Annotated in this window: 21 protein-coding genes and 1 tRNA gene; 1 reads left to right on the top strand and 21 read right to left on the bottom strand. The window is 45.4% G+C overall.

The annotated features are described in order from the left end of the window. Positions 1-36 precede the first annotated feature (36 nt). The 20 genes from ACQ4M5_RS01640 to ACQ4M5_RS01545 all read right to left on the bottom strand — a co-directional run bounded on the left by ACQ4M5_RS01640 (position 37) and on the right by ACQ4M5_RS01545 (position 18,058). Positions 37-1,749: an ammonium transporter gene (locus tag ACQ4M5_RS01640; protein ID WP_430673863.1), complete on the bottom strand. Its 1,713-nt coding sequence runs from the start codon at positions 1,747-1,749 to the stop codon at positions 37-39. 86 nt (positions 1,750-1,835) lie between these two features. Next, positions 1,836-2,036 (bottom strand): hypothetical protein, encoded by a 201-nt coding sequence (locus ACQ4M5_RS01635; RefSeq protein WP_430673862.1) that lies wholly within the window; start codon positions 2,034-2,036, stop codon positions 1,836-1,838. A 76-nt stretch (positions 2,037-2,112) separates the two neighbouring features. Beyond that, positions 2,113-2,388, bottom strand: a complete 276-nt coding sequence (locus ACQ4M5_RS01630) for a DUF4278 domain-containing protein (protein ID WP_430673861.1) — start codon at positions 2,386-2,388, stop codon at positions 2,113-2,115. Between the two features lie 750 nt (positions 2,389-3,138). Next, complete coding sequence (locus tag ACQ4M5_RS01625; protein ID WP_430673860.1) at positions 3,139-3,453, bottom strand: hypothetical protein; 315 nt, start codon at positions 3,451-3,453, stop codon at positions 3,139-3,141. Positions 3,454-3,833: 380 nt separating this feature from the next. Continuing rightward, complete coding sequence (locus tag ACQ4M5_RS01620) at positions 3,834-6,116, bottom strand: glycosyltransferase family 4 protein (protein WP_430673859.1); 2,283 nt, start codon at positions 6,114-6,116, stop codon at positions 3,834-3,836. Between the two features lie 6 nt (positions 6,117-6,122). Next, entirely contained in the window at positions 6,123-6,989 is an 867-nt protein-coding gene (locus tag ACQ4M5_RS01615; RefSeq protein ID WP_430673858.1) for a hypothetical protein, read from the bottom strand. Positions 6,990-7,047: 58 nt separating this feature from the next. Then, positions 7,048-7,242: a hypothetical protein gene (locus tag ACQ4M5_RS01610; protein ID WP_430673857.1), complete on the bottom strand. Its 195-nt coding sequence runs from the start codon at positions 7,240-7,242 to the stop codon at positions 7,048-7,050. Positions 7,243-7,389: 147 nt separating this feature from the next. Next, positions 7,390-8,313 (bottom strand): hypothetical protein, encoded by a 924-nt coding sequence (locus tag ACQ4M5_RS01605; protein WP_430673856.1) that lies wholly within the window; start codon positions 8,311-8,313, stop codon positions 7,390-7,392. 270 nt (positions 8,314-8,583) lie between these two features. Next, positions 8,584-8,934, bottom strand: coding sequence for a hypothetical protein (locus ACQ4M5_RS01600; protein ID WP_430673855.1), 351 nt, complete (start codon positions 8,932-8,934; stop codon positions 8,584-8,586). Positions 8,935-9,019: 85 nt separating this feature from the next. Continuing rightward, positions 9,020-9,871, bottom strand: a complete 852-nt coding sequence (locus tag ACQ4M5_RS01595) for a hypothetical protein (RefSeq protein ID WP_430673854.1) — start codon at positions 9,869-9,871, stop codon at positions 9,020-9,022. Between the two features lie 170 nt (positions 9,872-10,041). After that, positions 10,042-10,713, bottom strand: a complete 672-nt coding sequence (locus tag ACQ4M5_RS01590) for a ThiF family adenylyltransferase (protein ID WP_430673853.1) — start codon at positions 10,711-10,713, stop codon at positions 10,042-10,044. Beyond that, a complete protein-coding gene (locus tag ACQ4M5_RS01585; RefSeq protein WP_430673852.1) occupies positions 10,710-11,279 on the bottom strand; it encodes a hypothetical protein in 570 nt (189 codons plus the stop codon). Before ACQ4M5_RS01585 ends, ACQ4M5_RS01590 begins: the two co-directional genes overlap by 4 nt. A 67-nt stretch (positions 11,280-11,346) precedes the next feature. Further along, a complete protein-coding gene (locus ACQ4M5_RS01580) occupies positions 11,347-12,132 on the bottom strand; it encodes a VWA domain-containing protein (protein WP_430673851.1) in 786 nt (261 codons plus the stop codon). A 64-nt stretch (positions 12,133-12,196) separates the two neighbouring features. Beyond that, on the bottom strand, positions 12,197-13,627 hold the full coding sequence (locus ACQ4M5_RS01575; protein ID WP_430673850.1) for a hypothetical protein: 1,431 nt from the start codon (positions 13,625-13,627) through the stop codon (positions 12,197-12,199). A 99-nt stretch (positions 13,628-13,726) separates the two neighbouring features. Next, positions 13,727-14,257: a hypothetical protein gene (locus ACQ4M5_RS01570; RefSeq protein WP_430673849.1), complete on the bottom strand. Its 531-nt coding sequence runs from the start codon at positions 14,255-14,257 to the stop codon at positions 13,727-13,729. Between the two features lie 662 nt (positions 14,258-14,919). Then, a tRNA-Arg gene (locus ACQ4M5_RS01565) sits at positions 14,920-14,994 on the bottom strand. A gap of 34 nt (positions 14,995-15,028) precedes the next feature. Beyond that, positions 15,029-15,232: a hypothetical protein gene (locus tag ACQ4M5_RS01560; RefSeq protein WP_430673848.1), complete on the bottom strand. Its 204-nt coding sequence runs from the start codon at positions 15,230-15,232 to the stop codon at positions 15,029-15,031. A gap of 168 nt (positions 15,233-15,400) precedes the next feature. Further along, entirely contained in the window at positions 15,401-15,931 is a 531-nt protein-coding gene (locus ACQ4M5_RS01555) for a hypothetical protein (protein WP_430673847.1), read from the bottom strand. Between the two features lie 5 nt (positions 15,932-15,936). Further along, entirely contained in the window at positions 15,937-17,016 is a 1,080-nt protein-coding gene (locus ACQ4M5_RS01550; protein WP_430673846.1) for a DnaJ C-terminal domain-containing protein, read from the bottom strand. Between the two features lie 427 nt (positions 17,017-17,443). Next, positions 17,444-18,058 carry a DUF1517 domain-containing protein gene (locus ACQ4M5_RS01545; protein WP_430673845.1) on the bottom strand — a complete coding sequence of 205 codons (615 nt, stop codon included), beginning with the start codon at positions 18,056-18,058 and terminating at the stop codon, positions 17,444-17,446. Positions 18,059-18,131: 73 nt separating this feature from the next. On the opposite strand from ACQ4M5_RS01545, the gene ACQ4M5_RS01540 reads away from it, so the two are divergent. Continuing rightward, a complete protein-coding gene (locus ACQ4M5_RS01540) occupies positions 18,132-18,479 on the top strand; it encodes a hypothetical protein (RefSeq protein ID WP_430673844.1) in 348 nt (115 codons plus the stop codon). 4 nt (positions 18,480-18,483) lie between these two features. Here ACQ4M5_RS01540 and ACQ4M5_RS01535 read toward each other — a convergent pair whose 3' ends face one another. Then, a complete protein-coding gene (locus tag ACQ4M5_RS01535) occupies positions 18,484-18,615 on the bottom strand; it encodes a hypothetical protein (protein WP_430673843.1) in 132 nt (43 codons plus the stop codon). Between the last annotated feature and the right edge of the window lie 46 nt (positions 18,616-18,661).

The raw sequence follows: 18,661 nt of genomic DNA, 5'->3' as shown, positions 1-18,661 counted from the left end.
CGCTGATCTGTACCGAAACTAAACCGAAGAGGAAGCCTAAATATTGGAAGAGGTATTGCTCAACGGGGTAAAGTTGCTTTCTTGAAAAGTTGCAAAGTCCGGATAGGCAGTCACTCCGGTCTCGCGCGTATCTAGCCCCTCGATTTCGACTTCCGGTGGAACTCGTAGTGGGATTACGCTGTTGAGGGCTTTAAAGAAGACAAAAGAAATGCCAAAGCCCCAAGCGACAATAGCAATACAAGCGACAAGTTGGGCAACCATCTGAGAGCCACCTCCGTAGAGCATTCCTTTGACGCTGCCAGCAACTCCATTCCAACTCCCGTTGTACACAGCAGTTCCATCGGGAAAAATTCCGGCAGCGAGTACGCCCCATAGACCACACACTCCATGAACTGAAATCGCTCCGACCGGATCATCAATGCTGAGTCGTTCGATGACTTCGACTGAAATACAAACAAGAACGCCAGAAACTGCGCCAATTACCACTCCAGCGGTTGCGTCGACGAAGCCAGAACAACCAGTGATGCCAACTAAACCCGCCAGCATTCCATTTGCGACCATGGTGGGATCAGGTCTGCCGCTGCGATACGCCATGTAAATTGCAGCGCTAACGGCTCCTCCTGCACTTGCCATCATGGTAGCAACTGCGATAATTCCTACACGGGTTAACCCTCCCCCCGAAACGCCAAGCGTGGAGCCTGCGTTAAAGCCGAACCATCCGAAACAAAGAATTAGTGCTCCTAGTAATGCCATTGGGATGTTGTGTCCGGGAATGCCATTAATGTTCCCATCAGCCGTGTATTTTCCGATTCGGGGTCCGAGGACAATCGCACCTGCTAACGCACACATTCCACCGACTGCGTGGACTACACCAGATCCGGCAAAATCAACAAACCCGTGACCGAGTCCAAAATTCACGCCGAGTTGAGCAAGCCATCCTCCGCCCCATACCCAATTTCCAAAGATAGGATAAAGTAGTGCAGAGATAAAGATTCCATAGATGCAAAAGGTTTTGAGATTCCAGCGTTCTGCCATGCTTCCTGTCGGAATGGTAGCAGTTGTATCCATAAAGACGGTCTGAAATAGAAAGACGGCATAGGTTCCTACGTCGTAGCTGCTTCCTTTCAAAAACCAGCCGTGAGTCGCGAATAGTCCAAAAGGTTTTCCAAACAGCGTCACTATGAATTCTTTTGAGGCATCTAGTCCAGGAGTTCCACCTAGCGACGCGACTGGCATTGCTCCATACATTAAAGCAAAACCAGTTAGCCAAAAGCCAAGGATACCCAGTGGGTATATAAATAAGTTCATGAACATCGTGTGCGAAGAATTCTTCGCCCGCGTCAGTCCGGTTTCGACTAACGCAAAACCCGCCTGCATGATCATGACTAAAAAGCCACAGATCAGAACCCAGCTTAAATTAATTGCAACTCTGTTTTGTCCAATTGCCTCGGCAAGTTGAACCGCGATCGGTTCATTTGTCGCTTGTGACTGAAACGCTTCGTAGGCTCTCAATTGCTCTGTGTAACTAGGTGCCGATGTATTTTCAGGTTTTGTAAGAATGATTCCAGCCCCTTGAGCCGTTTGTGCGTCGACTCCTCTTCCGGTTTGAATTCCACTTGGATCACTAGCAAAGACTTGGGGGGCGAAAATTAAAGCGCTCAATGCAATGAATGTAGAGACTATCAGTCTAAATAAAAATTTTCCTCGAACGGTGCTTCGATGCCGTTTCGTTGGCTGCGTCTCCATCATTCTTAAAACTCCTGGTGCTAAAAGTCTAGTGTTGGCGCTGTTTTTGCTGAGCGTATCTGCGCTTTTCTGGATCAATAAGTTGTGTGCTAGTGATGGTTTCGTAGTTGTTCGACCATCAGATCAATTTTGTAGGTTGAGCCAGCTCGAAAGCCTTGACGATAATGAAAGAAAACACTTAACAATAAATGTTCAAGAGAAGACAGGTTACGAGTTGTGCTGTGATTCCATCCAGTTTGGTAGAACCAAGCTCCAAAAAGACCAATGGGTTGTTCTAGATGCCATTTCATAATTTAGTTCTGGAACGGACACTTCGTGCAGTTTGCATAAGACTGCACGAAGTAATGAAATCATGGTGAGCGTGATTTAAGCAATATGTCGGGAAGATTGTTCGGGAAAAGCGTAGACCGAAGTTTCGATCGATCTGAGCGGCATCGCACGGGGATAGGCAATGCCTCGATAATGCATCTGCACCATTCTACAGGGAGTACTCGGATTCATCTCGATTTGCCGGCTAAGTTTGAGGTAAGACACCCCCCGGTAAATCAGTTCCATGGGTTTGATAGCTTCGGATTCTATAAATAATGGGTTGGGGGCATCGGATGGGCGATCGTATGAAACTCCACGATACTGCAATTTCATGAGTTAATCCTTGATGCGAAAGGGTAAGCTAGCGTACAGAAAGAGGTTCGATTACACCAGATGCATTCGAAGCACGGGTTGCAGATTCAGCAGCCGTGCGTCTACGTTCTGCGGATGTACCAGACGGGGTTCAGCATTACCGTAGACAGTCGTAATCTGCGATCGGGGAACATAGTCAATTACTAAAGCACGGTAAATAAGCTTCATGGAATCCTCTTTGAAATTGAGTTAGCTGGAAAAGCATAGAAGCGATTCTGGGGCATTCTCAAACCGTCAAAATCACCTCAAAAGCTAGCAAGTACGCGCTCGTCGACAAAAGCATTGCACATCCTTGCAAGGCTGCGCGATCAACGTTTAACTGTCAAACTTTCGCTGACGATATTGTTAGTGCTACGGCACCGAAATCTTTCATCGAAGCAAAGTGTTATCGATCAATAGTGGGGTAAAACTCTTTTACAGACCATATTCACATAGAAGTAAATTTACTTGTTTTTTTGTTAACCCGTTGAAAGTAGGCATTGAAGGCTGAAAACTACGGTGTGGTGCTGGATTTAGTCCGTTTAGATCACGCCTGCGTATCACAAAAAATAAAGTTTTTTGCCGGCAAAAAACCTACAAATAATTCGTCACCACTCCGAAGATAGATATGAGATGCGGACTCTAGCTATATAGAACTACCTTACCTGTCAAGTAAGACTTGACTTCAAGTGTTGCAAAAAAGACTGGCGTAACTGAGTGACGGGAACTCGCTTATCGCTGGTTCTGTTGTTCGAGTGCTTCTATTCTGGCTAAAAGTCCTTCAACTTGTTGGTTTAAACTCTTCATTTGGTCTTCGATCTGAGTGAGATAGTAGCCGACTCCGATCGTGCATTGAACTTTTCTGCACGTTGTAAGTACTCTTTCTTGAAAATTTTCTAGCTCTTGCTGAAATTCTTCATATCCTTGCGTTTTGTGCAACTGCGCGGATGGATTTTTAACCCAGTTCTGCTTGAGCTGTTCAACATCTTCACGAGTTTTGGCAGTCGGAGCTTCAGAGGCTGTAACAGATGGATTGGACTGGTTCATGAGGTTGGAGTTTAGCTTTGATGAGCAGTATCTGTTCTTATGAAGCTGACATCACCTGCTGAGGCGAGGTGATGTCAGTGCTAATCTGAGAATAGAGAGTCCACAGATCACACAAACAAGCCCAGCTTCTAGGCGAATATCGGGAACTTTTGCCCGAATACCGTTCCCTGTCCTTTCGGCAAGTGAGACTAAAGCAATGTACGGTTGACTGATTTAAGGACTAAGCGGTCATGAACAGAATCAAAAGTGTGTAAGACTTCAGGCGATAAGTTATGACCGCTTAAGCTGGCATTCTAAGCGAAAAAAGTCGATCCTGCAGAAAAAACGAGGTATTAAGCCTCGTTTTTACTTTAGCAAATCGGTCAAATAGTATCGAATATTTACAGCACACTCAAAACATCAAGGTACCGCTTCACCATTTGTTCCATTGAAAATTCACGGGAGGCAATTGCTTGAGCATTGCGTCCGAGATTGGCTCGAACACAGGGATTGCGAAAGATTTTGTGGATGATTACTGCCATTTCATGCGGATTGTCGCGATCGACCAAAAAGCCATTGACTCCAGGTTGAATTTGATCGAAAGCCCCACCGAAACGCGTTGCAACAACCGGGACTCCCGATGCCATCGCTTCGAGCGACGCATTCGGGCATCCACCTGGCTCCGCAATGAGCGTGAAAACCTGGAAGTGCTGCAGATATGGACGAACATCTGCGGTTGCACCGACAAGGTAAACGTTTCTACGTTTCATTGTCTTTAGTTTCTCTTGAAGCTGAATCCAGTAATCTTGTTCTTTTGGATGCACCCCACCGACAATGGTTAGGCTTGCTTCAGGCAGCCATTCGCCGAGGATTTGCATCATGTCAATAAGCCAGTCAATCCGTTTAACTGGCGTAATTCTAGAGCAAGTGCCGATCGCGAATGCTGGGTCTACACAGGGTGGCAAAGGGGATGGGAAGTGTTTTTCAAACTGGCTGCAGCTTACGCCATTGGGAATCATTTCGGTGATTACGGGACTGCAATTGGGGGGTTTGCCTCCTGTATATTTGACAATCAATCGTTGCAGGCTAGCAAAGTGGTCTTTTTGTGTCCAACTAATACGCTGTTGAAATTCGTGTGCAGATGCTAACTCCTCAAAGTACATTGATCCAGCACTCACATCAAATACCCGAATTGAACTATCTGCGAGTATTTTGGAAGCGAGTAATTTAAACTTTGGAGCAACGTTCCAAAAGCAAATCTGCGTTGCTTGAGTTGACTGAATTAACTCGATAAATTGTTCTACTCGCTGAGTAAGAGATAAAGTCTCTTCTAGCTGCCAGATAGAAACACCTGCGGTCCGAAGTCTTTGAGCATGAGTATCTGATAAACTTTCGTCGAGTACACACACTTCGCATCGATGCGTAAAATCTGGATGACTTAATAGATTTGTTAGCGATCTCTGGGCACCTGCTAAGTGTAAATTGTTGATTACAAAGAGCGTTTTGGGTGTTTTTGTCCTGTGTTCTGCAATTGGAAAGATTGAACGATTGCCTAACAGCCACCATAGAGCGGGAATGATTCGATTACTAGGAGCCAGTGGTTTTGGACGCTGCCACGGACGCGATTGAATCACCGATTCAATTTTAGTAATGTAAGCCCCGATGTTGTTTGCTGGTTGTACCAGATTGTTTAGCGTCAACGCTTCAGCCTGTCCACCTACGTCTGAAGCGAGGACCGGGCAACCGTACGCTTGCGCTTCCAAACAAGAAATACTTAATCCCTCAAAATCACTGGTATTCAGCAACAAATCAAAGGCTGCATAGAGTGGTTCAACAGGAGTGACATTTCCAGCAAAAATCACTTTTGTCTGTAAATTTTTTGCTTGAATTTGAGTGTCTAAAGCCGTTTTTTCCTGCTGCCATTTAGGGTGATTCCATCCGCCTGCGATTAGCAGTTTTACCGGATAGGTTTGACTGACTTGATCAACGATTTCCAAAGCACGTGCGTAATTTTTCTGGCTCTTCAGACTGCCAATCATTCCAATGAAAAATGTGTCTGGACTGACATCGTATCGAGCGCGAAGCCGATCTCGCCAAAGGCTAATCGATTCCGATTTGTACGGTGCGTCGATTTCGTGCCTGATGACTTTAATCGGCTTTTGGAGATTTGCAGCTTGTGCTTGTTGAGCGACAGATTCACAGCAAGCAATGACGAACGGGACATTGGAGTGATTGTAGTGATCGGGCGGGTCTTGCCAGCCGGGTTTCGAGTTGTGTAAAACCGGAATTGTTTGAACACCGAGATTCCACAACTCACGAAGATCTGCAATCCGAATTAAGTGGGTGTAGAGCTTGGAATTTGGTGAATTGAGTACCTCAGCGGCGATCGTTTTCAGCTTGTCAATTCGCTGGCTAGATTTACAGATCTGATCGAGATAAACGATCTGAATTTGTGGATTTGATGGAAGCACATAGCTAGGTGTTTGACGATGCAACAACAATAGCGTTGCTGTATAGCGTTGATCAACAGACTGAATCGATCTCAAAAGGTCATAGACAATTCGTTCTGCACCTCCGAGCATTAAACTCGGCAGCAAAATGTTGATATGGTTTCGGACAGGGAGTGGCGGTGCAGAGCGAATGGCAGGAATCACTTCTACCAAGGATTTGGTGACGAGTTGCATGATCGGTTAGTACATTGAGGAATCTTCGGTTTCGCTGCCCAGCGACGAATCAAATTCATCACTGAAGCACAGTTCATTTGCAGAAGGGTTTTCAGGTTGCTGCAGGTCTTCTGTGAATTGATTGCAATTGTCGAATGAGTCTAGATCGCTAGGTGTTTCGGGTTGAACTCCTGGGTCAGTTTCGATGTAAATTGAATCGTTTTCATAAACGGGAAAGAATTCACTTTCCAATACGAGATCATCATCAAACTCGTTTTGATTTTGGAGTCGCAAACGGTTTGATGAACGGGTAGGATGAGTACTGGGTTGAGCAGCCGTAGGTGCCGCTTTCACCTGAGGGGGTTGAGCAGGATCGCCTGTCTCTAATCCTGTATCCCTGCCAATTCGCTCCATTGTCATCATCGGTTGGCTTGCAATGACTTCACACCTGATGCCGAAACCGATCTGCGTTATCACAGATGTTAGTTGTCTCATTGTTGGTGCAGAAACCCGCAAACTGCCGTTGGTTGGTTGAAGTACTCCTCGTTCTTCGAGTCCTCCAGCGTGAATCATAAAGATTTGTCGCCCGTTGTGTTGAGCGGTTACGCCGTCACCGTGAACAGGAGTCAGCATCAGGATTCCATTGTTGCCATAACTCTCAATTCCAAAATTGCTGGGGTAGAAGTTGGTGATTTGATATTGACCGAGCGGAAAGTCTCCATAGGGACGTAGCGGATTTCGATCTCGATTGTTGTAGTGAGTAGCGGTTATTCCGTCTGCTTTTGCAGCGATCGCATAGGGTCCCATGACTCGCTGTCGATCGCTGTTCAGGGCATAAATCTTGCCCATGCGGTTTCGGTCTTGAGGAAGTTCAATCACGAATGTAATGTTCATAGTGGGGAAATAGATTGGGGTGAAGGAGCAAATATTCTATACCTGCCTTTTTATTGAATTACACCGGTTTCTGTTCTGGCTGAATGATCTCCAAAACAGAAACCCGTTTATAGCCCTGCGGATCTGAGTTGTACCGCTCTAATGAAGTTGCCAGGAAATATCCACATTCATCTTGATAAACGATCTGAGGTTTACCTGTCTCATTAGCCCATTGCTTTGCTCTACCTGCTGCTTCTGTTCTGGTAAAACTCATACGCTTCTCTGGTTCTTCAAAGGTTTCTTACACTCAAGACTTCGATTATTCTCACGTAAATAATTTCTGGGAGATTGGAAGCTCCCTTCTTCAGGTGGGGGAGGGAAATTGACTACATTGCATTTGGGTTTTTCGCAATTCCAACGATTATGCTGCGATTTGGGCTTTTAAGTGGACTATTTGAAGTCCTCGGCGCTCGACGAATCGATTGGCTTCTTCAATTCCACCGCAAAACCGACTTGTATTTAGAAGAATGCCATTGGCATAAACATTTGATCGAGCAATGAGAAGTTTAACTGGAAACAGATCGTTGTTCCAGAATACGGCATATTTCTGAGGTCGCTGGCGAAATGGAACAGGTCCGAACGATCGCCAGTGGGACATTGCCTGAATCAGATGGTCAGACTCGATGTTGTCAGGAATCCGGCGCTGTTTGGTCAAGGGAGTTGGGTCTTTTGTTTTCTCGATCAGGGCTTCCGCGCTTAAATGAGGACGATAGATGCTAAAATATGAAAGGTACTCGTGCTGACCGCTAAACAAATCAAGCTGGTCGTGATGCGGCACTTGAGCCTCTCCGATTTGTGCTCGGACATAGCGTTCAAGTTTTTCAAGCTGCTGCTTGTCGCCGCGAAACCAGCCGGAGCCGTCAACACTGGACACACCAGCGCGATGGCATTGCCACACACGATTTCCATTAACTCGACCGACATGCAGAGGTCTTTTTCCAGCCACCGCGACTAGCTCTTTTAACCTTGGATAACGCCAATTGTCTGATCCACCCACAAAAAGAACATCGGCTGTTTCTGGAATGTCATTTAGGTTAATCCCATCTTGTAAAACAAATGCCAGCGGAACTTGATATTTTCGCAATTTAGGTTCCCATTCTCGCCAGAGTTCGAGCGTTTCGATCGCATCGCGCCGCTTGTCTGGAACAGTTAGCCAGAGCGGGCTTTTAGGAAGATGTAAAATTTGGTCGCAGTGGTCGATAAATAAGTCTCGATCCCAGACTTCATCGCGTTCATCACGGATGTATTTTCCGTTATCGAGCGCGTAGGGAAGGTGAGGATACACAGTAATTCGCGATCTAGAATCGGGACTCCAAAGGTGACCTAACACAGTCACCTGATGGGCTTGAGTTCTTCCGGACCAATAGTGAACCCAAGACCCTTTGTTGTTTGCAGCAAAGACTAGCATTGTAAGGTAAAGTAGATTTGATGAGGTGATCGGGTAGCGATGTGAATTCACACAATTCATCGGAATCAGGGTCCCTACTCTCTGCATTCAGGACGGAAACGATGATTCTAGTGAAACACTGTATTTCCTGCTTAAGCAGCGTATTCCCTACTTAAGAACTCCATTCTTTTGTCCAGTCGCGCCTCTTAGCCATTTTTTCCAAAAGAGCTGCAAGTAAGAAGGGGGAATTAAATCAAAATGATACCGATCTAGCTTTGGGTATTGAGCTAGGTATTTTTGACGTTCAGTGGGTTTGTAGTATTTTCCGTCAATTCCTACGATGAAAACGTCAAAGGTACTATAATCATGAGTCAAATTTTCCCAATCTTTCTTTTTAATTGCCTCTGCTAAAGTTCGATGACGAGACACAATGCGATAGTGATCTCCACGTTGATCTTGATCTCTGTCTTCACTATAGCGAGATAAAAATTTAGCCACACAGTATCCGATTGCAATCATCTTGATGCCTCAGTAAATTTGTAAATATTGAACAAAAATCCAAGATCCCTTTAAAATGCGATCGCATTTTGTTGCTGCCGAGCTTCTAGTCATCGTTTTCGTACGAGTCACTGTATCGCTTCTCAATGACCCCGACGAGCGAGGTTAAGTCGAACTGCCGATCTCGTCCGCTAAGACAAATGCCTGAATTCATAACAGTCAAGTCCTCTTTAGAAATTGCGCTAATGTGACGCTCTCCATCGGATGTCGTCCATTCAACTCGCCAAAACTGTCCTCGATCTTCGAACTGCCTTAGTTCGCCTCCAGCGTGGGTAAGTGCGCTACGTAACCTCTGTTCGTCTCCTTGTCCAGAAAACGCTTTGGTGTGTTGCGATGCAATTTGATAGGCAATCCGATCCTCCGGAGTTAGTCCCTTTAATCGAAGATCCTCAGCGATGATTCCTTGTCTCAAACACTCATTTAACTGGTCGGGCATTATTGGATCTGCTCTAAAATCGGTGGATTCAAACCACAGGGATTTTCCAGTCCATCGCCCGATCGCGGATCTAAACTGCAATCCTTCGGTGACTAAATGAATTGCAATCGGTTTAGCTGCCCCAACGCGCTCACGCATTGCTGTTTCATTAATTGGATAAGCCAGCCAGGTTTGTCCTTTGATTGGAAAGATTAGCCGGACCCGGAGACTTTGAAATTGTTCGAGGTATTGTTCGATTTCTGGCAGTGATGCATCTTCAATCTTGCAGGCAGTTTGTTCGTTCTGGGGTTGAAAGATGCCCCAACCTTCATAGCTCGGATCAATTGGGGTAAAGGTATAGATTAAGCCAGCGATCCGAGTTGTGATCTTGCTGTTGGGAAGACAAGGAGAGATAAATCGTGTTTCCGGTAGCTTTGATTGTTGCTGATGAATAGCATGAATGAGGTTACGGAGGTCTGGCATGATTAAAGGGTTTCAAAATTAAGGAACTTCATCAAACCGTTGCACTGATTCTCAATCTGGTTGAGCTTGGGCGATGTCGCGCGTTGTAGAGAATAGGTCTGTCATGCGGTTCTCGGTTTTGAGTCTTGGAACTTAAGGGTATTCGTCCTTGCTTTTTTATGCTTTTGATTTTAGAAGGTGCTGAAGTCAGCAACTTCATCAATTACCCAGGAGCTAATTTGAAGGTCTTTGAGCGTGACGCTGTATGCTTTTTGAGCCTTGATTCCAAATGCGATCGATTGAATCATTACTTCGCTCGCGATCCCGGTTGTAACCACGATCAGATTGCGAGCGAGTGGATAATCGCATAGATCATCATGAGTTTGGCTTGGAACTTTATATGCTTCATTCCAGATAATTTCGCTGTAATCGCTTGCCATACCCACGTGCAAACAGGGAATGCCCAACGACAAGCAAGTGTCCTTGACTGCTTGTCTAGACTCAGTATTGTCAAATGTATCTACAATCAGTTGGTATCCCTGAAGCAGGTTTTTGGCATTTTGCTGTGTGACCTCTTTGGCAACCGTGTCGATCTGTATTCCAACCTCGCGGTAGAGACGACTATACAGCGCTTTGACCTTTTGCAATCCAACATCTGATTTTCCATAAGGTTGCGTTGAACGATTTTGATCTTCTACGCGATCTCTATCAATTACGGCGATTGATCTAAATCCTTGTCGAGCAAGATTTTCAGCGATGTTTGCGCCAAGTGCTCCCGCTCCGCAAACGAGAATCCGGTAAGATTGCAGCTTTTGCATCAGCGCTGGCGAACGATAGCTCGTTTCGTGGCGAAAAATAGTCATAGAAGGGATAATCCTGATTGGTGTAAGCGGTGCGTAATTCGAGCGTCCGCAATTTGAGCGAGGTTGGGTTGCCCATTCCATGCAATTGCCTCTCGCTGCTGCCAGGAATTGACTTGAACAGCGAACAAGCAGCTCTGCATCAAATCAAGGGCATCCCACTCAGTTCTGAGTGGTGTGTCGCACCAGTTGCTGCCTTGTAGTGTCAGATTATCGGGCGTGATTTTGAGTTCAGACCTTCCGCAGCGGTAGTGTAAAGAGGATGGCTCCCAGCTAACCTGAATTTCATTTGCTGGATGAATCTGTCGGGTGACAGTCTGGGGTGTATTATCACGAGAGTTAACCCAGCATTGACACATCCAAGTTCTCAGGCAAATTGATCGGGTTGCTGTGTAAACTGCACACAAGTCAAAGGCAATTTGTGGGAACTTGATTTGAGGATTATGTCGAAATTCAATTAGAGTGCCTCTAGCGTGAAGGTCTTGCGCCTCCTTTAGGATAAGGCGATATTTTTGCTCTAGAAGCGGTTTAATTTCTTCGCTCAAGCCTGTTCTGGAAAAGTGAATCATGAATTTTAGTCGAGTTGAATGACCTACTTTAGGGCATTTTTCCTTCTGCCCTAAAGTTAAGTTTGGTTCATTCTGGAAGCAAATTGCGCTTTGCCAATCTAGAAACTGATTGAGCTGCCGTCTGGCGATTGATGTTCAACTGCTCAGCAAGTTCGCCGATGTCCAATTCAGAGTGTGCGAGCAATTGAACCGCGCGACGATCGAGGTCGAGTTGGTCAAACTGGGTTTGGATTGCTTGACGAATGGCTAACATGGCGTTCTGAGCATTGCTGCGATCGCAAACACCTCCGGTGGCAACTGCAAGTCGACCGAATGCGTCTAGTGTTTCTCGGTCATCAGAAATTGCGATCGCGTGAATAACAATTTTCTGTTCCTCAGCAGCGGCTGTCACTTTGTTCAATGTTAAATTGCAGGCTTTGTGGCAGATCAGGTCATCAAAGTTAACAACCTTTTTATTTGGATATTGATATCCGTGGGGAATCGCATCTCCAATTAAGGTAATCATGCGCAGGCTGTGAGGTCGCCAGCTTAACTGGGTAATTGCCGTAAAAAGTCCGTCATACACAGCTTCAGGGGTATCTCCTCCACCCTGTGCTTCTAAACCATGAATTACACGCTGCGTTACTTGCTGATCGGATGAGAATGGGTGTATTCGTGTGACGAACGAACGATCTTGCGGTGGGTGATCGCGGTACTGTACGATTGCAATCTGCGTATCGAGCTGTTTCTCTTGACTGAGGTTCGTGACAATGTCGATCAGGTGCCGCTTTGCGACATTGAGAAGTCCTCCCATGCTGGCGGTTGTATCAATCACGAAGCCGATATCGACTTGATTAATTTGTGAAGCAGTCACAATTTGCTCCTCCTTGAATTACTTAAAAAAAGGGGAGATAGTCTCCCCTGATGTATAGAGTTTCCTACTCCCGAATCGGCAGCGGAGTTTCCAAAATTTCCAACAGCATTTCTAATCGTGAGGACTGTGTCAACATTGGGATCAGATTAGGCAGTGAAAAATAGTCGCCCGTAAATTCAAGTGTTTCAAAAGCAACGTCTGATTTTCGCAGGTTGTCTTCGAGCGTTGAGTACTTCCAGGTTCCGACTTTGACGATCACAATGTTCACGTCGCCATATTCGCTGATGTAGGTTTTGAGGCTGTCACACAGATAAGGCTTTTCGTTTTCGTTTTCGTCGGTAATGATTACAATCTGCTCAACGCGTTGCTGTTTGCGGCGGAGTGCTTCGATTCCGCAGCCGATGCTTGTTTTTCCAGCCGAGCAAATGCCTCGAAACGCGCCATCCCAGTCTTTCAAACTTGATCCCTTAGGGTTAATCGCGTATGGAATGGTATCAAAGGCATAAACAAACAGATTTGCTGTTGCGATTGTGCTAATCATTGTGGCAATCTGTTTGCCTACCTCGATTGCCTCGTCCATCGAGGACGATTTATCGATTAATAGAGCTGTTGATCTTGTAATTCGACCTTTTGCTTTGATTTGGCTTTCTGCAACTTCGCTGAGTTGATCAACTATCGCTTGCTCAACGCCTGCAACCGCAGCAGCTGTGGTTGCTTTGAATGCGGAAACGCGGCTGCTCTTTTTGGCTTGAGTCAGTTTTGCGTCTACGAGTTCTTTGATTTCTGGGTGGTCAAGCGCTCCTCGATCTTTGAGAGACTTCAAATTGTTGATTGTTTCAGCCGGACTCATGCTGTCAATCAGTGCAACAAGAACGGTGGGCGTTAGTTTGCGAATTGCACCGACTGCAACCGGGTAGGGAATCCGCTTGCTGACAATTAGCATTGCACGTGCAGAATCATCAACCGCTTTTGCAAGCATTTTCACCCAGTAGGTTGCAGAACCCTCAGGTGGATTGTTCTGAAATAGAATCGCGTTTGCGCGTTCGCTCGGTTTAATATGCAGCGATGCGTAGAGGTGTTTCATTGCCGTTCTCTGGCGCATGACTGCTCCGTCGAATTGCTGAATATTGCTTTCACGCGTCTTTAAATACTGCTTTACAGCACTCCGCGTCGAGCGAGGCAGCTTATTCAGGTGAATCTTCATAAAATCTACTACTCGCCCAACTTGATAGGGCGCAAGTTTCTGAAGTAGGATGAAGCCTGCGTCGCGATGTTCTTTTAGCGTACTGATGAGCAAGAAACTGATCATTACTTCTAAGTGATCTCTCACGTCACCGTGGGTTGAGTACCAAACAGCTAAGTGCCCGTAGAAGAGTGGATCTGCTGTAAGAATGCTAGCGTGCAAATCCTTGAGCTGTTCCAATTTGCGGTGTGGAGTCGTTAGTAAGCTGTTCAGTAGCCCAAGCCGTAAATCTTGTTCGGTGGTTGTGTTCATAAATCCTCCTGGATTTAAACAAAACACCACCGCACCTTGAATCGTTACGTTGCCACGCAAGTGAGATCGCAGCTTGCGATGAGGGCGCGGTGGTTTATTTTAAACTTGTTCTGATGCTGCCGGTCGGCAGTTTAAAATTAGCTCCGGGTTGATTCCGTTTTCCTGCTGCAGGTAACTACAAAAATCGAATAAGTCGTAGCGCAGTCTTCCAGACTCGATGTGCGATTTTGCTTCCGCAAACTGCTGTGGATGCTTTTTGTATTTGTGTTCAAAAAAGCCTCGATCGCTTGGAATCGCGCAAGATTGGACGCTAATTTGCTGAGATAAAACGACTTTGACGATCGCGCAGTTGTCAGGTTCGAGACTATGGCTTGGAGATGAATAGCCGGCGTTGTACCACTCGGTGGAATGAAGTAAAACCCAGAGTGCGTGTTCAGGACAGTTAACCAACCACAATGGATCATTTTTAGAATTTTGCAGTTCCAGGGTATGACGTTCACGAATTCCATCGCCACGATTCATCGAAATGCGATAGCTAATTACCGTTTTTGTTTGAAGATCAAGAATTCCGTACCGTTCAATCGTGTCTGTGCTGCTGTAGGAGTCTGTCAGTGAATGTAAGAGTTCCATAAGTCATCAAAAAAAAATAGTCCGTATCAGTTTAGCTTGCAATCAGATACAGCACTGGAATCGAACCAGATGGGTTTCTTCGATCGAAAATACCCAACTATCAAGCGGACTGTGTGTATGCGATACACGTTGGTACGGGCTTAAATTTAATTGGAAGGTTATCGACCCTGAAACCGAGCTGCGATCTTGTGATTTGTTTGAGAGGCTTGCAAGTTTGTCCAGCGGGTTCACGAGGTGATTTCTATCAGTGTGTACGCTGAAACAGTTTGGGCAAGCCAATATTTGAAAAAAGTGATGCCGTCTAAGTTAGTGAAGCTGCTGGTTTTGACAGTGCATGAGACTGTTGCCTTAGCCACTAGGCGAATTTGTCAATCGACAAATACAGGATTCGAACCTGTGTGTGTGTAAGCTTCAAGGGTTGGGAGACGGCATGAAACCATTAAACAGATAATAAGCGAAGAGGCCTCCGTAAAAGTTTGAAAAGCTGTTGTCTTTGACAGTTTTTATGAACTGTTGCCTAACCATTTGGCGTTTTTAGCGGTTTTGCTGCTAAAAGTAGGAGTCGAACCTACTGGGTATGTAAGCTTAACAGATGAGGTTACGGAAGCATTCGCAGCTAATCATAAGATCAGGGGACCGCGCAAGTTGAAAAAGCTGTGTTTTGGCTACACTTGAGAGATTTGATACTCTCAACCGTTCGCTTAGGAGGCGAATGCTCGACTTTGAGCTTAAGTGTGTAAGCTTTTTCGGTAGGGCGCGGTCTTTTCCATTTTAGCCGTACACCGCCTGAGGGCGCACGGTAATGTTACCGCCGCTAGAGCGATCGACGATGTAAGTTTGAAGTTTTTCTGCATCTACGTCTTCTAGAAGACTGACTACAGCTTCTTTAACTTCAGTATCGCTAGCGGGAATGGGAAGATTTGCGGAAACGGTGCGGCTTGTTCCTTCATATCGAAGATGAATTGTCGCGGTCATAAGATTGTCTCCTGAAGTTAGGTTTGAGACGTAACTTACATACTACAAGTATAGTACATTGTATTACATCGGTCGTCAAGGGGGTTTGAATCTTTTTTGCTTTCTGTTTTGAGCGTGGCGGAAGCCGCGCCTTGAACGTTTGTAATGGGTTCGATCGAGATTATGATCCTAGTGAGGCGTTACCCAGTCATGATTGAAAGATACAGAGGTCTTGATTGTATGAGCCTCTAGAACAAGTCGAAAAACTTCAGCGATCGCATCGATGATCTCCTCGTCGGCTTCGCTAGTAGAGATAGAATACTCAAACGCGTGAGCCAAACTGCAAACTTTAATGAGCCAAGCTTGTGGATTTGCTTCGGTTTCGATTGTGACTGCTGTCGTGCCTAAAGATTGCAATGTTTCAACCGTCTTGCTGATCCATGTCCATTCTGATGAAGCTGTTTTGGTGCTGGGTATGAGTAATGGTGGATGTGGATTTGAGAACCCTTGACGTATCTGGCACACCTCGATGAAAGACTTATGGGTGAGGTGTGCTAAAAGGAAATATCCTGCAACAATTCTGGGAACAACATGGCAAGCAAAGTCCCCAGAAGCATCAGATTCTAAATAATCGAGTAATCCTTCGATAACCTGAACTGTATCTGGGACAGCTTTTTTATTATTGGTTGGAATAAAGGAGAAATCAAGGGTGCTGCTCATAGGTATTAAGATCGTGGGGATGAACAATCGGGTAGATCTGCGATTGCTTGTAATAGTTTTTGTTCTTGCGGTGACAATATGTTGGGAAATTCAATCACTATTTTGATCAATAAGTCTCCTCGATTTTGAGGATTACCGTTGATTGCAACCCCTTTGCCTGGAACTGTCACAATTTTGTTTGCGGATGTACAGGACGGAATTGTAATTGTTAAAGGTCCTTCTAGGGTTTTAATTTCAATGTTTCCTCCTAGTAGAGCTTGAGTGTAATGCACTTTTGCTTTGAGATACAAATTGGCTCCGTCGCGCTGAAACTCTGGATGGGGTTCGACAAGAATAATCAATTCTAGGTCTCCTGCATTTCCACCAAATTGTCCTGAGTTTCCTTGCCCGTTCAGCCTTATCATCGTTTCGTGGCTGATTCCCGCCGGGATTTCCAGGTTTAGTGTTTGTTTTGCAGAAACGACACCATTTCCATCGCAGGTTTGACACTTTTCGGCTGGCGACCACCGTGTTCCTTTACACGCAGAGCAGGTTTCAGGATAGTTAAAACTTCCAAACGGAGTTGCTTTTTGACGAATCACTTCTCCACGCGCTTTGCAAACCGGACAATGCTGAGGCTGAGACCCTTTTCTACTGCAGATTCCTTGGCAGTCTGGACAGATACGATCGCACTTAAAGCTAATTTCCTGATGGCTTCCGAGAATTGAATTGTGGAAAGAAATCGGAACCCTTAAGCGAATGGATTTTCCCGGGCGAGGGTTGGGGTGTGGTCTTTCTTCTTCTGGCTTTCGGTGAATCCGCTGATTGAAGTTGCGGTAAATTTTATCATAGTATCCGCTGGAGAAGTTTGGTCCTGTGCTGAAGTTGCCGATATTGCGGCTATCTCCATACTGGTCGTACTGCTGCCTGGATATTGGATCAAAGAGAACTTTGTATGCCTGATTTAGTTCTCGAATCTGGTTTTCTGCGTCTGGATCTTTGTTAATGTCAGGATGATACTGCCGGACAAGTCTTCGGTAAGCCGTTTTAATTTCGTCTGCAGTTGCGTCTCTGGCAACCTCTAGAATGTTGTAGTAATCGGTCATGGTAAAGAGAATTGACGTGTTGTAGCAGTTCTCGATTCTACGGCAGTTTCAGCATAAACAACTGCTTCTGAGTATTGCAGAGACCAATTAAGAGCGTTTTTGGGAAAAAGTGTGTTAAGCCGAAAAGGAACCCTGAAGTCCCTTTTCGACAAGAATTTAAATCCAGATTGAAATTGCAAATTGAAGTAGAAAAGCGCCAACCCTCTGCTTGACCATGACGAGTGGGCTTTAGTGAGCATCGGGCTGGTCGTGCTATCCAGTACCGTGCGGCGGTAGCTGCACGGTTTACTTAGGTTTCATTCGTTCCTCCGTTATTCCATCTACTTTGCTCGATCTAAGACCATAGTCTCGAAAAGCTTCACGCTGGAAGTTGCGATGTTTTGAAGGGGGCAGTCCTTAACTAAGCTTCAACCAGGTGATAAACAGGTTAAACGATCATTAGGTCGGGGTATTTCTCAACAAATTCGTCTTGACCGAGTGCGGGTCCCACATCGGGCATAAATGAAATGCTACAGGCAGGAATTGTTTCAGAGTTAAGGCTTCTAATCCAGGTTAAAAGTCCATAGAGATCTTCTCTAGATTGAGCATTTCCACCAGGAACTTGGCTGTATTCCAATCCGACTACGAGTGTAATAATCCAAACGTGTCCTGGTTCTGACGCATCGACGTTTGAAGAATCTACTGTATTTGCGTATTGGACTTTTCCAAATTGACTGGTGTAGCTATCAGAAGTAAATTTTGCTCTTTCTTCTGCAATGATATGATTCATCGCTTGGTCTGCCTCATCGCGATAGCGATACAGCGTATAGACTTTCGCGTGTGTCCAGAATGTCTGGTTTCGCTGTAGCAGCAGTGCGATATCTTTAATGCCCTCGGCAGCTCTTACCGAGTTATCAGAATGGATATCTTCGATCAAGGTATTGACTTGCTTTTGAAATGCGGGACACTGCTCCAGTACCGCAATTTGAACAGTTGTGATGGACACTTGATCGTCTATGGACTCACTCGGCTTGTCGAGCAATTTTGGCTGTTTTGTTCTCATGATACAAATGAATTTATACAAGAGCCAGATCAGCAACCCGCTGCCGAGCAGGAGAAAACCAAGAGAGACAACTGTGAGAAACGAATTTCTTCCGGCTGTTGCATCGGTTGGCTGTACGCTTGAAACAGAGCCAGAATTTGTGCTGTATCCTGGTGTTTCTCGATCGGGAATGACAATATTGCTTCCAGGCTGGGACTCTGGTACGACAAAAACGTTATTTGTTTTTGTCTTGCTAGAATTAGATTTTGGCGTTGCTAATTCTTTCTGCGGACTGTTCTTAACATCAGATGGCTTTGTCTGTGAGGAAGGCTTAAAGGTTCCAGACTGCACACTCTTTCCTGAACGTGCTTCTGCGCTCCACGAAGTTGATAAAGCAATCAGAAGTGTGATGAGCGGTAAAGTAATGCCTCGACTAGGATAGTGTTTCATTGGGTGTAAAACAGAGTGGAGTAGAAATCTGGGCGGTTGATTGATGTTGTGAAACCATACAGCGTTTTTTCTCGATCGCTGCACGGGTTTATAATCGCTTCGAGATCTAGTGGGTTTTTATCAGTCATTGTTCTTACCTTTATTTACACATTGCGAATATTGATGTATAAACAT

This window comes from Leptolyngbya sp. AN10 (genome assembly GCF_050565645.1).
Lineage (GTDB): Bacteria > Cyanobacteriota > Cyanobacteriia > Leptolyngbyales > Leptolyngbyaceae > Leptolyngbya.
Note: the sequence above shows the minus strand (reverse complement) of the source record. Positions and strands in the feature narration are given on the sequence as shown.

Excerpts from the sequence above, each read along its gene's own strand:
- ACQ4M5_RS01560 (WP_430673848.1), bottom strand. The coding sequence starts at position 15,232 with ATGACCGCGACAATTCATCTTCGATATGAAGGAACAAGCCGCACCGTT.
- ACQ4M5_RS01550 (WP_430673846.1), bottom strand. The coding sequence starts at position 17,016 with ATGACCGATTACTACAACATTCTAGAGGTTGCCAGAGACGCAACTGCA.
- ACQ4M5_RS01555 (WP_430673847.1), bottom strand. The coding sequence starts at position 15,931 with ATGAGCAGCACCCTTGATTTCTCCTTTATTCCAACCAATAATAAAAAA.
- ACQ4M5_RS01640 (WP_430673863.1), bottom strand. The coding sequence starts at position 1,749 with ATGATGGAGACGCAGCCAACGAAACGGCATCGAAGCACCGTTCGAGGA.
- ACQ4M5_RS01590 (WP_430673853.1), bottom strand. The coding sequence starts at position 10,713 with ATGACTATTTTTCGCCACGAAACGAGCTATCGTTCGCCAGCGCTGATG.
- ACQ4M5_RS01635 (WP_430673862.1), bottom strand. The coding sequence starts at position 2,036 with ATGAAATGGCATCTAGAACAACCCATTGGTCTTTTTGGAGCTTGGTTC.
- ACQ4M5_RS01625 (WP_430673860.1), bottom strand. The coding sequence starts at position 3,453 with ATGAACCAGTCCAATCCATCTGTTACAGCCTCTGAAGCTCCGACTGCC.
- ACQ4M5_RS01595 (WP_430673854.1), bottom strand. The coding sequence starts at position 9,871 with ATGCCAGACCTCCGTAACCTCATTCATGCTATTCATCAGCAACAATCA.
- ACQ4M5_RS01600 (WP_430673855.1), bottom strand. The coding sequence starts at position 8,934 with ATGATTGCAATCGGATACTGTGTGGCTAAATTTTTATCTCGCTATAGT.
- ACQ4M5_RS01620 (WP_430673859.1), bottom strand. The coding sequence starts at position 6,116 with ATGCAACTCGTCACCAAATCCTTGGTAGAAGTGATTCCTGCCATTCGC.
- ACQ4M5_RS01570 (WP_430673849.1), bottom strand. The coding sequence starts at position 14,257 with ATGGAACTCTTACATTCACTGACAGACTCCTACAGCAGCACAGACACG.
- ACQ4M5_RS01615 (WP_430673858.1), bottom strand. The coding sequence starts at position 6,989 with ATGAACATTACATTCGTGATTGAACTTCCTCAAGACCGAAACCGCATG.
- ACQ4M5_RS01545 (WP_430673845.1), bottom strand. The coding sequence starts at position 18,058 with ATGAGAACAAAACAGCCAAAATTGCTCGACAAGCCGAGTGAGTCCATA.
- ACQ4M5_RS01610 (WP_430673857.1), bottom strand. The coding sequence starts at position 7,242 with ATGAGTTTTACCAGAACAGAAGCAGCAGGTAGAGCAAAGCAATGGGCT.
- ACQ4M5_RS01535 (WP_430673843.1), bottom strand. The coding sequence starts at position 18,615 with ATGACTGATAAAAACCCACTAGATCTCGAAGCGATTATAAACCCGTGC.
- ACQ4M5_RS01585 (WP_430673852.1), bottom strand. The coding sequence starts at position 11,279 with ATGATTCACTTTTCCAGAACAGGCTTGAGCGAAGAAATTAAACCGCTT.
- ACQ4M5_RS01575 (WP_430673850.1), bottom strand. The coding sequence starts at position 13,627 with ATGAACACAACCACCGAACAAGATTTACGGCTTGGGCTACTGAACAGC.
- ACQ4M5_RS01630 (WP_430673861.1), bottom strand. The coding sequence starts at position 2,388 with ATGAAATTGCAGTATCGTGGAGTTTCATACGATCGCCCATCCGATGCC.